The following is a 14,576-nucleotide window of genomic DNA, read 5'->3' as shown; positions in this document are numbered from 1 at the left end:
ACCCCATGGAGCACTTACAGCAGCACGATGTCGTACTGCTCCTGCCCCATGGCACTCTCGGCCTGCAATGAAATCGGCTTGCCGATGAAGTCGCTCAGGCCGGCCAGGTGCGGGCTTTCTTCGTCCAGCAGCAGCTCAACCACCTGCGGTGCAGCAACGACACGGAACTCGCGCGGGTGGAACTGGCGCGCCTCGCGCAAAATTTCGCGCAGGATGTCGTAGGCCACGCTGCGCGCCGTTTTCAGCGCACCGCGCCCCTGGCAGGCGCTGCACGGCTCGCACAGCATGTGCGCCAGCGATTCGCGCGTGCGCTTGCGCGTCATCTCCACCAAGCCCAGTGGCGAGAACCCGCCCGAAGTGGTTTTCACCCGGTCGCGCGCTAGTTGCTTGCGAAACTCGGCCAGCACCGCCTCTTGGTGCTCTGCCTGCGCCATGTCGATGAAGTCGGCAATGATGATGCCGCCCAGGTTGCGTAGGCGCAGCTGGCGTGCAATGGCACCAGCCGCTTCCAGATTGGTCTTGAAGATGGTCTCGTTAAAATTGCGCGCGCCGACAAAGCCGCCGGTGTTCACGTCCACCGTGGTCAGGGCTTCGGTCTGGTCGATGATGACGTAGCCACCGGACTTCAAATCCACCCGCCGGCCCAACGCGCGGGCAATGTCCTCGTCGATGGAATACAGGTCAAAAATCGGCCGCTCGCCTTTGTAGTGCTGCAAGCGCGCCTCGGCAGCCGGCATGAATTCGCGTCCAAACGCCCGGAGTACGGCAAATTGCTCGTGCGAATCGATGCGGATACTGCTGGTCTGCTCCCCCACCAGATCGCGCAGCACGCGTTGCAGTAAGCTCAAGTCTTGGTGCAGCAGCGAGGTCGGTGGCAAACGCAGCGACGCCTCCTTGGTGCGCGCCCAGGCTTTGCGCAGGTAGGCAATGTCCTCGGCCAACTCGGCGTCGGTCGATTCTTCGCCATTGGTGCGCAAAATAAAGCCGCCACCGCCGCCCGATTGTTTCGTACCCACCAGCGCCTGCAAGCGGGCGCGCAACGCATCGCGCTCGGCCAGCGGAATTTTTTGCGACACACCCACGTGGTCGTCCTGCGGCAAAAACACCAGTAGCCGCCCAGCAATACTGATTTGCGTCGATAGGCGCGCGCCTTTGCTGCCCATTGGGTCCTTGATGACCTGCACCATCAGCGCCTGGCCTTCAAACACCTGTTTTTCAATCGGCACCTGCGGCTCGCCCTTGCGCGCAAACATTGGCGCCTCACCCCCTTCTTGGCGCTGCCACACGTCAGCGACGTGCAAAAAGGCGGCGCGCTCCAGGCCAATGTCAATGAAGGCCGATTGCATGCCCGGCAGCACGCGCACCACCTTGCCCAGATAGACGTTGCCCACCAGCCCACGCTCCAGGGTGCGCTCAATGTGCATCTCTTGCACTGCGCCGTTTTCGACCACCGCGACGCGGGTTTCTTGGGGTGACCAATTGATCAGAATGTCTTGTTGCATGGGGCAGGCAGTCAAAGCAGAAAACGGAAATGAGGCACTGTCAAACGGCAAAGCCGGCAGCACGCAGCAGTTGCGCGGCCTCGTACAAAGGCAGGCCCATGATGGCCGAATAGCTGCCACTGATCTGACGGATATGCGCCGCCGCCTGTCCCTGGATGCCATAAGCCCCGGCCTTGCCCATCGGCTCGCCGGTAGCGACGTAGGCGTCAATCTGCGCTGGTGACACGTCGGCAAAAGTGACTCGTGACACCGACAGCGCGGTGAGTCGGCGCGTGCCACAGACGCCAGAGTCCGATCCAGCCACCGGCACCTGCAGCGCCAGCGCCGTCAGCACGCGGTGCGTTTGACCGCCAAGCTCAGACAACAGGCGCACGGCATCTTGCGCATCCAGCGGCTTGCCGTAAATCACCCGCCCACGCGCCACCGTGGTGTCAGCGCACAAAATCGGTGCTTCGGGCAAGCCTCGGCGCGCACGGCGCAGCACTGCGGCGTCGAGCTTCAGGCCGGTAACGCGCTGCACATAAGCACTGGGCGACTCGCCTGGCAGCAGGGCTTCTAGTGCTTCGACTTCTTCGGCCTCGTCCGCATCGGGCACCAAAATTTCATGGCGCACGCCGAGTTGGTCGAGCAACTGGCTGCGGCGTGGGCTTTGCGAGGCGAGGTAGATCAATTCAGGCATGGGCAAATAAGGGTGAATACAAACCTGTAGGTCGGGTTAGCGCAGCGTAACCCGATATTTCCCCGTGCATCCATCCAAAAGATGTCGGGTTACGCCCGTTGGGCTAACCCGACCTACAGATGGAGCACAGTGCCCCATCTCCTATTCGCGGTGGTACGGGTGGCCGGCGTTGACCGACCAGGCGCGGTAGAGCTGCTCGATCAGCAGCACGCGCACCATGGCGTGCGGCAGAGTCAGGTCTGACAGGCGAATGCGCTCGTGCGCCGCCTGGCGAAAAGCCGGATCAAGCCCATCGGGCCCGCCAATCACCAGCGCTACGTCGTCACCACTGAGCTGCCAGCCTTGCAGCCGCTGGGCCAGCGCCTTGGTGGTCAGACTGGTGCCCCGCTCGTCGAGCACCACCACGCGCGTGCCGCGGGGAATGGCGGCTTCAATGCGCTCGCGCTCGGCAGCGTAAAGCGTCTCTACCGTTTTAGAGCCACGCGGCTCGGTTTTAACAGCTTTCAGCTCGACCTTGATTTCGTGCGGAAAGCGCTTGGCGTAGTCGTCATAGGCAGTTTGCGCCCAGTCCGGCACGCGCTGACCGACGGCGACGATCCACAAACGCATCGCCGCCGTCCTTTAAGGTTTGCGCCCAGCGGCAGGCTTGCGCGCCGTCGTTTTAGCCGGAGCAGCTTTGGCGCCCGTCTTGGCGGGTGCGCGCACTGTGGTCTTTTTAGCAGGCACTTTTTCAGCACGCGGCTTGACGACAACGGTCTTGATAGGCGTTTTGCTGGGCGTTTTCACTGCAGTTTTTGCAGCTGTTTTGGCCGGTGCCTTAGCTGCAGTTTTGGCTGCAGGCACAGCGCTAGGGGTCTTGCGCGCGGCCGATTTTTTAGCGGCCGGTGCAGTGGTAGGCGCCACATCGACCGGCGCGCGGCTGGTGGTCTTGCGGGCGGCCGGCTTCTTGGCGGCAACGGTCTTCTGCGCGGCTGCGGCTTTTTTCGGTGCGGTTGGCGTATCCGACATCGCAGCAGATTCAGCCTCAGCCTTGGCGGCGCGGCGGGCAGCGGTTTTGACCGGCACCTTGGCGGCAGCGGGCGCTGCGGGCTTGGGGGCACCAATTTTCATGCGCACCGGCGTGTCGCCCCACAGCTCTTCCAAGCGGTAGTACTGGCGGATGGTGGGCTGCATGATGTGCGCCACAGCGGCACCGCAGTCGACGATGATCCATTCGCCGTTTTCTTCACCCTCGATGCGGGGCTTGGGAAAGCCCGCTTCGCGCACCTTGTCGCGCACGCTGGCGGCGATGGCCTTGGTCTGGCGATTGGAGGTACCCGAGGCCACAATGACGCGCTCAAACAGGGCAGTCAGGTGCTCGGTATCAAAGACCTGAATGTCTTGGGCCTTGATGTCTTCCAGGCCATCGACGATGGCGCGCTGGAGTTTAGAGACGTCTTTTTTAGCGGTGGATTCCGTTTTGGAGTTGGTGGTCATCAGGCAGTGGTATGGAAAGTAATAAGAGTCAATATAGCGCGCAATACGGATCACGGTGCGTAACGGTGTGCAGGGCGCGAAAGGGTGTTGCGCGCAGGCGCTCACAGCAATAGAGGTGTTTTAGTGCCGTAGCGCACAGGCAACAAGCGCTTTTAGCTATTGAAATTATAGCTTTTAGCGGCTGCACCTCTGCCGGCGCATGGCCAGTGCCAGGGTATGCAGCGGCCCATTACGCCCCCAGCGGCCCTTCAATTCGGTCCCGGCCATTGGCTTTGGCCTGCAGCAAGGCCGCATCGGCCCGGTTCAAGGTTTCTGAAAAATGTTCGCCGAGGCGGTAAATGCTCAAGCCCAGGCTGGCCGAGATGCTGGCCTCCAGGAAGTCCAGGCGAATGGCTTTGATGTCCTGGCAGACCCGCTGCGCGATCTGGAGCGCGAAATCCATCGGCGTTTCTGGCAGCACGATCAAGAATTCTTCGCCGCCCCAGCGGCCACACACATCGTATTCCCGCAGTGCATTGGCCATGGCGCGGGCAATGGCGCACAAGGCAATATCGCCCGCTTCATGGCCGAACCGGTCATTGATGGTTTTGAACCAATCTACATCCAAAATCCCCAGCGTGTACGGCGCCCCTTTGCGGTTGGCACGCTCGGTTTCCTGCGTCAACTGGTCCATCAGAAAGCGGCGATTGCCCAAGCCGGTCAAGGGATCGTGCAGCGAGGCTTGTTTCAGTGTTTCACTCAACTCACGCAGGCTGTTCTGGTAGCGGTCAGAGATACGCGCCAGTTTTTCCAGACGGTGCAATTGCCGGTCGTACTGGCTCTCCAAGCTCTCGTGGTGGCGGCGCGAAAGGCACTGGTAGCCGTCAGAAATGCGGATCAAGCGGCGCAGTTGCGCCTGGTGCACCTGGTTGCAGCCGAGCAAATACGCCAAGGGCTCGCGCAGCGGGTTGCCCTGGTGCGCCGGGTCGGCCAGCAGCGCCTGAATTTGGCCGATCAGCTCTTCCTCATCCTGCGCCAGGCGCGGGCGCTCAAGCATCGGCGGCAATCTGGAACGAGAAGCTGCAATCCTCCCGGAACTCGTCCGCCAGACTCATCACCCGCTCATTGCGCGAGTCGTAATACCAATCCACGCAGACCTGACGGTGCTGTTGATGGGCCTCTTCGAGCAGGTCAAAAATATCCATCATGGCCTTGACGGAGCTGGTGTTCATATACACCAGCCGCAGCTCCAAGCGCAAAGGGGCGGAAGTTTTCTGCAAAAAGCGCTCTAGCCAATCGATGATAGGGCCAAAAAACTCAAAGGAATTCTCGGGGTAAGAGTCACCCTGCATGCGCAGCAAGCCCAGCGCCCAGTCGCCAGCGATGCTGGGCGTGGACTGGCTGCCCGCGATGGTGAGGTTGTTCGTGTGGTTCGTGTCGCTCATGGAGGGCTCAGGAAGGTATTTTTTGAATTACGGCGCGCACACTGAAAAAACAGCGGCCACCGCCCACAGCGGTCAGCGTCGCGCTCAGGGGTTGCACCGATTTGCGCGCAATATCAATCAGGCCCAGGCCAGCACCACTGAGGGCGGACTCGCTGCGCGGCTGGCGCAGCTGGGTTTTATAGGCGGCTTTGAGCGCTGTTTTGTCCATGCTGGCGAGGGCGTTGACATGTGCTATCAGGGCTTGGCCATCGACTTGTTCGACCAAATTACCTGCTTGCACCACGTAATGCTGTTCATCATCACGTGCCACCACCACGGTAGCTGAGCTATCGAGCTCGTCGTAGTGATGGGCGACGGCGTAGTGGCGGATGTTTTGCGTCATCTCGATATACACGGCAAATACATCCATCGCCGCGTTGGGCTGGGCTTGATCGGCCTGCAGGTAATTTTTCAGGGCGTTGCCGATTTCCTCAATCAGACTGCGCGAGATCGGACCGTTAAAACACAGCAGGATATTGCTGCGGTTGAAGTGGGCCCGGAGCTCAAATAAGTTGATGTCTTGCATGGGAGTCCTGTTGTGGAGGATGCGGCAATTTTTACGCTATGCGAAAGGATAGCAGTGTGATGTCGTCCCGCTGGGGATAGTCGCCGCGGTAAGTTTCTAGCACTTGGTCAAGTGCGCTGGCCTGTTGCTCCATCGGTAAGCGGGCGTGCTGTAGCAGCAACTGGGCGAAGCGGGTGTCACCAAAGCCGTAGCCCTGCTCACCACCGGCTTGGTCCAAGAAACCATCGGTCGTCAGGTAATAGGTGGCGCCGGACAGGATCTCCACTTGCGTATCGGTGTAGTTGCCTTGGCGCCGATCACCCAGCGCACGGCGGCCACCTTTGACCTCGTGCACCGTCTGGCCGTCGCTCCAATAAAGACTGATTTTGGCCCCGGCATAGCACAGGGTACGGGCCTCGCGGTCCACGCAGGCCAAGCCGACATCCATGCTGGTAGCAATGGCGCGCGGCAACTCGCTGTGCTGCAACATGGCGCGCATGGTGGCATCGGTGTGGCTCAGGAGGGCAGCAGGCGCGGTGATGCCGATATGCGCCATAGCATGGTCCAAAGCCGAACGCGCCAGCATCGTCATCAGCGCCCCCGGAACGCCGTGCCCAGCGCAGTCCACCACGCCCAATAGATAGCGCGGTCCTTCTGTACGAAACACATAAAAATCACCGCCGACCACATCGCGTGGCCGCCACAGCACAAATTGCTGCGCGCCCAACACCTGCATCAGCTGCTGGCTCGGTAAGGTGGCTTGCTGGATCAGGCTGGCGTAGTCAATCGAGTCGTTGATTTGCTGGTGCGCGCGCTGCATGTCCCGGTTGGCCTCTTCCAAGTCAAGCGTGCGAGCTTGCACCTTATGCTCCAGCTGTTCGGTGTTGCTGCGGATCTGGCTGGCCATGATGCCAAAAGCCCGACTCAAGTCGCCCAGTTCATCCTGACTGGCGGGTGGTAAGGACACGCTGAAGTCCCCTTGCGCCATGGCCGATGCCGAGCGCTGCAGCTTGCGAACCGGGTTGAGCACTAGTTTTTCGACCGCGTAACCAAACACCAGCAGCAGCACGCCCAGCACCACCACCAAAGCGGCAATGACGGTGCGCAGCCAGCCTTGGTCGATCACTTGGGCTGCTTTCAGGTCCACAGCGGTAACAATGTGCCATTGGAGTTGCGGGATATAGGACAGGGCCAGCAACTGCGCTTTGCCATCCAGCGTGGCCTGGAAGCTGCTGACCTCGCCCGGTTGGGCCACTGCCTGTGCCATGGCAGCAGCCAGTGCATCGCGCTGCACGCCCGCCGGCAATTGTCCGGCCAGGGTTTGCGCCAAGTCGGCCCGCTGGACGGCCGTGTTGGTGGCAATCAGTTGGCGATTGGGGTGGGCCTGAATGGCCCCGGCAGCGGTCAGGATGAGGGGGGTGACACCCGGGTCGCTGGTGGTGATGAAGTCTTTGAGGAAGCCACTTAAATCTAGCCCGGCACCGGCCACGCCGATCTTGCGCTCGCCACTGCGGACGATGACGTTGAACCAGACCTTGGTGGTTTGCAGCTCCACGTCATGGTTCACATTGATGTTGTGGTCGCTCTCGGTTTGGTTCAAGGTGCTGGCAAACCATGCGTCTTTTTCCTGGCTCAGGTTCAGCGTGTAGCGGGGTTCACTGCTGAACGGCTTGGCGTTGTCATTGAAATAAAAATACTGACTGCCAGCGCTGACCAAAAAATAGGCGTGGTCACGAAAGTCTTTGCGATAGCCCTCGGCCTCTTCAAAAAACAGCGCTTTTTTGGCGGGATTGCCCTCGTCCAGCAGCCATTGCCGGGTCACGACCGAATCGGCCAGACGCAAAGACAGCGCCAACTCCCGCGCCACCGGCGCCAAGATGCTTTGCCGCTTGAGCTGGGTGTAGTTGCGCGCGTAACTCTCGCCAAAGTAGTTGCGCACGCCATCGAGCACCTGCCAGCCGATCAAAACCGCCGGCAGCAGCGCCAGCAAACATGCCAGCGCCAAAGCCAGCATGGACTTGGCCCGCAGGCCGCTGAACCAGGTAGTGGCGAGGTGTTTCAATTATCTATCCCGGTTCTGAAGTCGGCGGACTTAAGGTCGCACGATAGGTGTTAAACCCAATCGTGCCGTTGCAGATAGTGTTGCGTCAGCGCTGCTTCTGGTGTGCCTTCGGCTGGCACGCGCTGGTAGGCCCAACTGGCCAGCGGCGGCATGGACAGCAGGATCGACTCGGTACGCCCGCCCGATTGCAGACCAAAGTGCGTGCCCCGATCCCAGACCAGGTTGAACTCGACGTAGCGGCCACGCCGGTACAGCTGAAAGTCGCGCTCGCGCTCGCCATACGCCATGCCCTGGCGGCGCTCGAGGATGGGCAAATAAGCGCCCAAAAAGGCATCGCCCACCGACTGCGTCATGGCCAGGCTGTGCGCAAAGCCCCGTTCGGAGAAATCGTCAAAAAAGATACCGCCTACGCCGCGCTGCTCGTTGCGGTGCTTCAAATAAAAATACTCGTCGCACCATTGCTTGAAGCGCGGGTACTTGTCATCGCCAAACGGCGCCAGCGCATCACGGCAGCTGCGGTGAAAGTGCTGCGCATCCTCGTCAAAGCCGTAATACGGCGTCAAGTCCATACCGCCACCAAACCAGCACACCGGCTCTTGGCCAGGGTGGCCCGCGGCGATCATGCGCACGTTCATGTGTACTGTTGGCACGTACGGGTTGCGCGGATGGAACACCAGCGATACGCCCATGGCCTCAAACGGCGCACCGGCCAGTTCGGGGCGGTGCTGTGTAGCCGACGGCGGCAGCTGCGGCCCGCGCACATGCGAGAAGCCACAGCCGGCGCGCTCGAACACGCGCCCACCCTCGATGATTTGTGTACTGCCGTCACCTTGTAATGGCGTGCCTGGCTCTTTGCGCCACGGATCAATGAGAGCATGCACGGCTGCTTGGCCGTCATCTTCTGCCGCAGCCGCTTGCGCTTCCACCGCTTCCAACGCGCCGATGATGCATGCCTGCAAGCCGACCAAATACGCGCGCACCTGGGCCACGGTGTGCTCGGTATTGAAATGCTGGTTCATGCGTTTTATGCGTTTTTCACGGCACGATGGCCGATGTCGCGGCGGTATTGCGCACCGTCAAAATAAATGCCACGCGCCACGTCATAGGCGCGCTGTTGCGCCTGCTTGACGCTTTCAGCCAGCACCGTGACGCACAGCACGCGCCCGCCGCTGGTGCGTACCAGGCCGTCGTCGCCCATCACCGAGCCGGCATGGAACACGACTGCGTCGTCGGTGTCGGCCGGCAGGCCGCTGATGGTGTCACCCTTGCGCGGGTTGTCGGGGTAGCCGTGCGCCGCCATGACCACGCCCAGCGCGGTGCGCCGATCCCACTGCAATTCGACCTGACTGAGTTTGCCGTCGGCACCAGCGCACAGCAAATCGAGAAAATCACTTTTCAGGCGCATCAGGATGGGCTGGGTTTCCGGATCGCCCATGCGGCAGTTGAATTCGAGCGTCTTGATGTGGCCCTTGGGGTCGATCATCAAGCCGGCATACAAAAAGCCGGTGAACGGAATGCCGTCCTTTTCCATACCACGCACTGTCGGCAAGATGATCTCGCGCATGGCGCGGGCGTGCACATCGGCGGTGACCACCGGGGCGGGCGAATACGCGCCCATGCCGCCGGTATTGGGGCCTTCGTCGCCGTCAAGGAGGCGCTTGTGGTCTTGGCTGGTCGCCAGAGCGGTGACATTCTTGCCATCGCACAGCACGATGAAGCTGGCCTCTTCGCCTTCCAGAAACTCTTCAATCACCACGCGCGCGCCACCATCGTTGTGGGTTACGCCGTATTTATTGTCAATCAGCATGAAGTCCACGGCGTCATGTGCTTCCTGCAGCGTCATGGCCACGACCACGCCCTTGCCCGCCGCCAAGCCATCAGCCTTGATGACGATGGGTGCACCCAGGCGCTCGACAAAGGCGTGCGCTGCTACCGGGTCGGTGAAGGTGTCGTAATCGGCCGTAGGGATGCCGTGGCGGCGCATGAAGGCCTTGGAAAAGGCCTTGGAACTCTCCAACTGCGCAGCCGCTTTGCTCGGACCAAAAATGCGCAGGCCGTGGGCGCGAAACTCATCGACCACGCCCGCTGCCAGCGGTGCCTCGGGACCAACCACGGTCAAGCCGATTTTTTCTGCCTGCGCCCACTCGCGCAGGGCACGTACGTCGGTAATGGCAATGTTGTCCATATTGCGCGACAGCGCCGTGCCACCGTTGCCGGGCGCGACATACACGCGCGTGACCTTGGGTGACTGACTGAGTTTCCACGCCATCGCGTGCTCACGCCCGCCACCACCAATGACCAAAACCTTCATTACTCACTCCAAAAGGCCGCTGTGCAGCGGCCACTGACACCCCAATGGGGCAATAAAAATATGAAACGAACCGCGCTGGAGCGGGGCTACAGCGCGGCGTTGTGAAAAATCGCCTGCACGTCGTCCAGGTCTTCCAGCACATCCAGCAGCTTTTGCATCCGCGCAGCATCCTCGCCGGCCAGCTCGATGGTCAGGTCGGGACGCATGGTGATGTCGGCCTCGGCGGGCAAGAGACCTGCGGCCTCCAGCGCGTTTTTGACGGCTTCAAATTCTGTCGCTGCTGTCAGCACCTCAATCGCGCCGTCCTCGTCCACGACGACATCTTCCGCCCCCGCCTCCAGCGCCACTTCCATCACTTGCTCTTCGCTGGTGCCCGGAGCAAAAATCAACTGACCGACATGCTTGAACTGGAACGACACCGAGCCGGTGGTACCCATGTTCCCGCCGTGCTTGCTAAAGGCGTGGCGCACTTCGGCCACGGTGCGCACGTGGTTGTCGGTCATGGTGTCCACAATGATGGCTGCGCCGCCAATGCCATAGCCTTCGTAGCGAATTTCTTCGTAGTTGACACCTTCGGCGTTGCCGGTGGCCTTGTCGATGTTGTATTTGACGCGATCAGCCGGCAAATTAGCCGCCTTGGCCCGCTCCACGGCCAAGCGCAGACGCGGATTGGCGCCCAGATCACCACCACCAGCCCGCGCGGCCACGGTGATTTCGCGGATGATGCGCGTCCAGATTTTTCCGCGCTTTTCGTCTTGGCGACCCTTGCGGTGTTGAATGTTCGCCCATTTGCTGTGTCCGGCCACGGGAAGTCCTTTTTATCCTGATTTAATCTACAGCTTCGATTCTACTTTTCTGGACCCACTGCCATGGCCGAACCCCTGCTGATTGCCCAGAATGCTGCTACCCAATGCTTTTTGCTGCCCGCTTTGGCCAATCGCCACGGCCTGATCACCGGGGCCACCGGCACCGGCAAGACAGTGACACTGCAAACTTTGGCCGAGGGCTTCTCGCGATGGGGCGTGCCGGTGTTCATGGCCGACGTCAAAGGCGACCTGACTGGCATCAGCCAAGCCGGCCAGATCGGCCCGAAGATGGCCGCCGTGCTGCAAGAGCGCGACATTGCGCTGCCTACGGCGCAGGCTTGCCCAACCACGCTGTGGGACGTGTTTGGCGAGCAAGGCCACCCGGTGCGCGCCACCATCTCCGACATGGGGCCGCTGCTGCTGGGGCGGATGCTCAATTTGAACGAGATTCAAATGGGCGTGCTGAACGTGGTATTCAAAGTAGCGGACGACCAGGGCCTGCTGCTGCTCGACCTGAAAGACCTGCGCGCCATGCTGGCGCATGTCGGCGACAACGCCAGCCAATTCACCACCGCCTACGGCAACATCAGCGCCGCCAGCATCGGCGCCATCCAGCGCGCGCTGATGCAAATCCAGACGCAGGGAGGCGAGCAGTTCTTTGGCGAGCCGATGCTCAACATCCAGGATTTGATGCAGATCGACGGCAATGGTCACGGCATGGTCAACATCTTGGCCGCAGACAAGTTGATGAATGCGCCGCGCCTGTACGCCACCTTTCTGTTGTGGCTGCTATCCGAACTGTTTGAACAGTTGCCCGAGATTGGCGATCCGGATCAGCCCAAACTGGTGTTCTTTTTTGACGAAGCCCACCTGCTGTTCAACGATGCGCCCAAGGTACTGGTCGAGCGCATTGAACTGGTGGTGCGCTTGGTGCGCTCCAAGGGCGTGGGCGTGTACTTTGTCACGCAAAATCCGCTGGATATTCCTGATAGCGTGCTGGCGCAGCTGGGCAACCGCGTGCAACACGCGCTGCGCGCCTTCACCCCGCGCGACCAGAAAGCTGTCAAAGCGACGGCCACCACCATGCGGCAAAATCCGGGACTCGACATTGAACGGGCCATCACCGAGCTGGCCGTGGGTGAGGCGCTGGTCAGTTTTCTCGACGCCAAGGGCCGCCCCAGCGTGACCGAGCGCGTGTTTGTACTGCCGCCCGGCAGCCAGATCGGCCCGATCACGCCGCCGCAGCGCCAGGCGCTGCTGCAAAATTCGTTGGTGGCGGGGGTTTACGAAAAAAGCGTGGACCGGGAATCGGCCTACGAAATTCTGCAGGCCCGGACCGCCAGCACCCTACCGGCCAATGGCAAAAGTACGGGCAAAAACGGCGCCCCAGCTGAAAACAACAACGGTGGCCTGCTGGGCGGCCTGAACGACGTGCTGTTTGGCAGCACCGGTCCGCGCGGCGGGCAGCGCGACGGGCTGGCACAAACCATGGCCAAGTCGGCCGTACGCACCATGGGCACTTCGCTCGGACGCGAAATTTTGCGCGGTGTGCTGGGCAGCATCTTTGGCGGACGCAAGCGCTGAAGTACCGATGCATGGCCTGCAAGATATCGGGTGACGCTGGGCTTACCGGCTCTACCAACACAGAAATATTGCTATATTTAACATAGCTTAAAGTGCTTACTCTGCAAGCGCTTCAGGTCTATCCAGCCCTTATTTTGACACCTTGTCTGCGTCGCCTAGGCGACTTCCGCTACCGGGGCCGCGCGCCTACAGTGCGGCCATGACCTCCCTCACCTGCTTCACCCTCACCACCACCGACCATGTGGTCCACTTGGTGCTCAACCGCCCCGAGAGCATGAACACCATGCACCCGACGTTCTGGCGCGAACTGGACGCAGTGCTAACGCGACTGCATCAGAGCGGCCAGGCACGCGCGCTGGTCATCAGCAGCACCGGCAAGCATTTTTCTGCGGGCATGGCACTGGAATTATTTGCCGGCGCTGTCGCCATGGACGATCAAAGCCCTGAAGGGCGTGCTGCCATTTTTGACCTGCTGACCGACATGCAAGCCACTTTCACACGGCTGGAGAACCTGCGCATGCCCGTGATCGTCGCTATCCAGGGCGGCTGCATTGGCGGCGCGGTGGATATGGTGACAGCGGCGTGCATCCGCTACGCCACGCAGGATGCGTTCTTTTGCATCCAGGAAATCAACATCGGCATGGTGGCCGATGTCGGCACGCTGCAGCGCCTGCCGAAACTGATACCACTGGGTGTGGTCAAAGAGTTGGCCTATACCGGTCGGCGCCTGCCGGCGGCGCAAGCGCTGAACTATGGCCTGATCAACGCCGTGTTCGACACACCCGAGGCCCTGCTCGCCGCCGCATTGCAGTGCGCACAAGAGATTGCGGCCAAACCCCCCGTGGCTATCTGGGGCAGCAAACAGGCCATTCATTACGCACGCGACCATGCGGTCGAGGACAGCCTGCGCCAGATGGGCTGGCTGCAAAGCGCCATCTGGAGCAACCAGCATGTGCGCGAATCGGTCACCGCCATGCAACAGCGGCGAGCAGGCGAATTTCCTCCTTTGGCACCGCTGCAAGCGTTCAGTACATTGGACTGAGCGCACCAGCCGCACGCGTGAGAAGACGCAAATCATCAAAATCAATAGCTAACAGCGCTTGCCACACAAGCGCTGGCGACTCTTTTTGTGCCAAATTGTTCGATCCCGGCGTATGATTCGGCACCCGTGCCACTGCACCTCAGCGTTCGACAATGCCGCCATGAATTTGCCCCCTCTGACTCCGCCCACCGCCCAAGATGTGGTTGCCGCTGCTGCCCGGCTCAAAGGCCTGACACACCGCACTCCCGTGCTGCGCTCAGGCACCGCCGACGTGCGGCTGGGGGCGCAATTGTTTTTCAAGTGCGAGAACTTCCAACGCACCGGCTCCTTCAAGCTGCGCGGCGCCTTCAATACCCTGGAGCAGTTCACCGACGAGCAGCGCAAACACGGTGTGCTGGCTTTCTCCGCCGGCAACCACGCGCAAGCCATCGCCCTGTCTGCACGCTTGCTTGACATCCCGGCGCTGATCGTCATGCCTGAAGATGCACTGGCCTCCAAAATGGCCGCCACGCGCGAATACGGTGCTCAAGTCGTCACCTACAACCGCTACACCGAAGACCGCGAGGCCATCAGCCAGCGCATTGCCCAAGAGCGCGGCATGACGCTGGTGCCTCCCTCCGAGCACCCGCACGTCATCGCCGGCCAGGGTACAGCGGCGCTGGAACTGTTCGAAGAAGTGCCGCGGCTGGACTACCTGTTTGTGCCCGTGGGCGGCGGTGGCCTGCTGGCCGGCAGCCTGCTGGCTGCCCAGGCCCTGGCATCCGACTGCACCGTGATCGGCGTCGAACCCGAAACGGCCAACGACGCCCAGCAATCGCTGCAAAGCGGCCAGATCGTGCATATCCCCCTGCCCCACACCATTGCCGACGGCGCGCAAGCACAAAGCCTGGGACCGCTGGTGTTTGACATCGTCAACCAGCCCGGACAAAAAATTGTCACCGTCAGCGACCTCCAACTGATGCAATCGCTGCGCTTTTTTGCCGAGCGCATGAAAAGCGTGGTCGAGCCCACCGGCGCACTGGCGTTGGCCGGCGCCCGCCACGGCGGCATTGACATAGGCGGCGCCCGCGTCGGCATCATCATCAGCGGCGGTAATGTCGATTTGGCCCGCTATGCGCGCTTTCTGGCCGACTGATTTACAGTTCT

At 61.3% G+C, this 14,576-nt stretch carries 14 protein-coding genes; 3 read left to right on the top strand and 11 right to left on the bottom strand.

The genetic code is table 11. The features are described 5' to 3' along the window. Nucleotides 1–14 precede the first annotated feature (14 nt). From rng to Q390_RS0112105, 11 genes are all read right to left on the bottom strand, one after another. A complete protein-coding gene (gene rng, locus Q390_RS0112155) occupies nucleotides 15–1,502 on the bottom strand; it encodes a ribonuclease G (RefSeq protein ID WP_027996306.1) in 1,488 nt (495 codons plus the stop codon). Between the two features lie 40 nt (nucleotides 1,503–1,542). Next, nucleotides 1,543–2,181, bottom strand: a complete 639-nt coding sequence (locus Q390_RS0112150) for a Maf family protein (protein ID WP_027996305.1) — start codon at nucleotides 2,179–2,181, stop codon at nucleotides 1,543–1,545. A gap of 141 nt (nucleotides 2,182–2,322) precedes the next feature. After that, nucleotides 2,323–2,790 carry a 23S rRNA (pseudouridine(1915)-N(3))-methyltransferase RlmH gene (gene rlmH, locus Q390_RS0112145; protein WP_027996304.1) on the bottom strand — a complete coding sequence of 156 codons (468 nt, stop codon included), beginning with the start codon at nucleotides 2,788–2,790 and terminating at the stop codon, nucleotides 2,323–2,325. Between the two features lie 12 nt (nucleotides 2,791–2,802). Next, complete coding sequence (gene rsfS / locus Q390_RS0112140; RefSeq protein ID WP_027996303.1) at nucleotides 2,803–3,657, bottom strand: ribosome silencing factor; 855 nt, start codon at nucleotides 3,655–3,657, stop codon at nucleotides 2,803–2,805. A 229-nt stretch (nucleotides 3,658–3,886) separates the two neighbouring features. Continuing rightward, entirely contained in the window at nucleotides 3,887–4,693 is an 807-nt protein-coding gene (gene siaD / locus Q390_RS0112135) for a biofilm regulation diguanylate cyclase SiaD (RefSeq protein ID WP_027996302.1), read from the bottom strand. Beyond that, nucleotides 4,686–5,081: a biofilm regulation phosphoprotein SiaC gene (siaC, locus tag Q390_RS0112130; RefSeq protein WP_027996301.1), complete on the bottom strand. Its 396-nt coding sequence runs from the start codon at nucleotides 5,079–5,081 to the stop codon at nucleotides 4,686–4,688. The genes siaD and siaC overlap by 8 nt, the downstream gene beginning before the upstream one ends. 7 nt (nucleotides 5,082–5,088) lie before the next feature. Next, nucleotides 5,089–5,646, bottom strand: a complete 558-nt coding sequence (gene siaB / locus Q390_RS0112125) for a biofilm regulation protein kinase SiaB (RefSeq protein ID WP_027996300.1) — start codon at nucleotides 5,644–5,646, stop codon at nucleotides 5,089–5,091. A 31-nt stretch (nucleotides 5,647–5,677) separates the two neighbouring features. Then, a complete protein-coding gene (siaA, locus tag Q390_RS0112120; protein WP_281174784.1) occupies nucleotides 5,678–7,687 on the bottom strand; it encodes a biofilm regulation protein phosphatase SiaA in 2,010 nt (669 codons plus the stop codon). A gap of 50 nt (nucleotides 7,688–7,737) precedes the next feature. After that, the gene (hemF, locus tag Q390_RS0112115) at nucleotides 7,738–8,706 is read right to left on the bottom strand and encodes an oxygen-dependent coproporphyrinogen oxidase (RefSeq protein ID WP_037472894.1); all 969 of its coding nucleotides are present in this window, start codon (nucleotides 8,704–8,706) and stop codon (nucleotides 7,738–7,740) included. A gap of 5 nt (nucleotides 8,707–8,711) precedes the next feature. Further along, on the bottom strand, nucleotides 8,712–9,998 hold the full coding sequence (gene purD, locus Q390_RS0112110) for a phosphoribosylamine--glycine ligase (RefSeq protein ID WP_027996297.1): 1,287 nt from the start codon (nucleotides 9,996–9,998) through the stop codon (nucleotides 8,712–8,714). Between the two features lie 86 nt (nucleotides 9,999–10,084). Beyond that, the gene (locus Q390_RS0112105) at nucleotides 10,085–10,804 is read right to left on the bottom strand and encodes a YebC/PmpR family DNA-binding transcriptional regulator (RefSeq protein ID WP_027996296.1); all 720 of its coding nucleotides are present in this window, start codon (nucleotides 10,802–10,804) and stop codon (nucleotides 10,085–10,087) included. Nucleotides 10,805–10,867: 63 nt separating this feature from the next. On the opposite strand from Q390_RS0112105, the gene Q390_RS0112100 reads away from it, so the two are divergent. The 3 genes from Q390_RS0112100 (at nucleotide 10,868) to Q390_RS0112090 (ending at nucleotide 14,565) form a co-directional block, all read left to right on the top strand. Further along, nucleotides 10,868–12,388: a helicase HerA-like domain-containing protein gene (locus Q390_RS0112100; RefSeq protein WP_027996295.1), complete on the top strand. Its 1,521-nt coding sequence runs from the start codon at nucleotides 10,868–10,870 to the stop codon at nucleotides 12,386–12,388. A 199-nt stretch (nucleotides 12,389–12,587) separates the two neighbouring features. After that, nucleotides 12,588–13,430, top strand: coding sequence for an enoyl-CoA hydratase-related protein (locus Q390_RS0112095; RefSeq protein ID WP_027996294.1), 843 nt, complete (start codon nucleotides 12,588–12,590; stop codon nucleotides 13,428–13,430). A 160-nt stretch (nucleotides 13,431–13,590) separates the two neighbouring features. Next, a complete protein-coding gene (locus tag Q390_RS0112090) occupies nucleotides 13,591–14,565 on the top strand; it encodes a threo-3-hydroxy-L-aspartate ammonia-lyase (RefSeq protein ID WP_027996293.1) in 975 nt (324 codons plus the stop codon). Nucleotides 14,566–14,576: the final 11 nt, after the last annotated feature.

Origin of the sequence: Simplicispira psychrophila DSM 11588, from assembly GCF_000688255.1 — a bacterium.
GTDB classification, from domain to species: Bacteria; Pseudomonadota; Gammaproteobacteria; order Burkholderiales; family Burkholderiaceae_C; genus Simplicispira; species Simplicispira psychrophila.
This window is presented reverse-complemented; position numbering and strand designations above follow the sequence as displayed.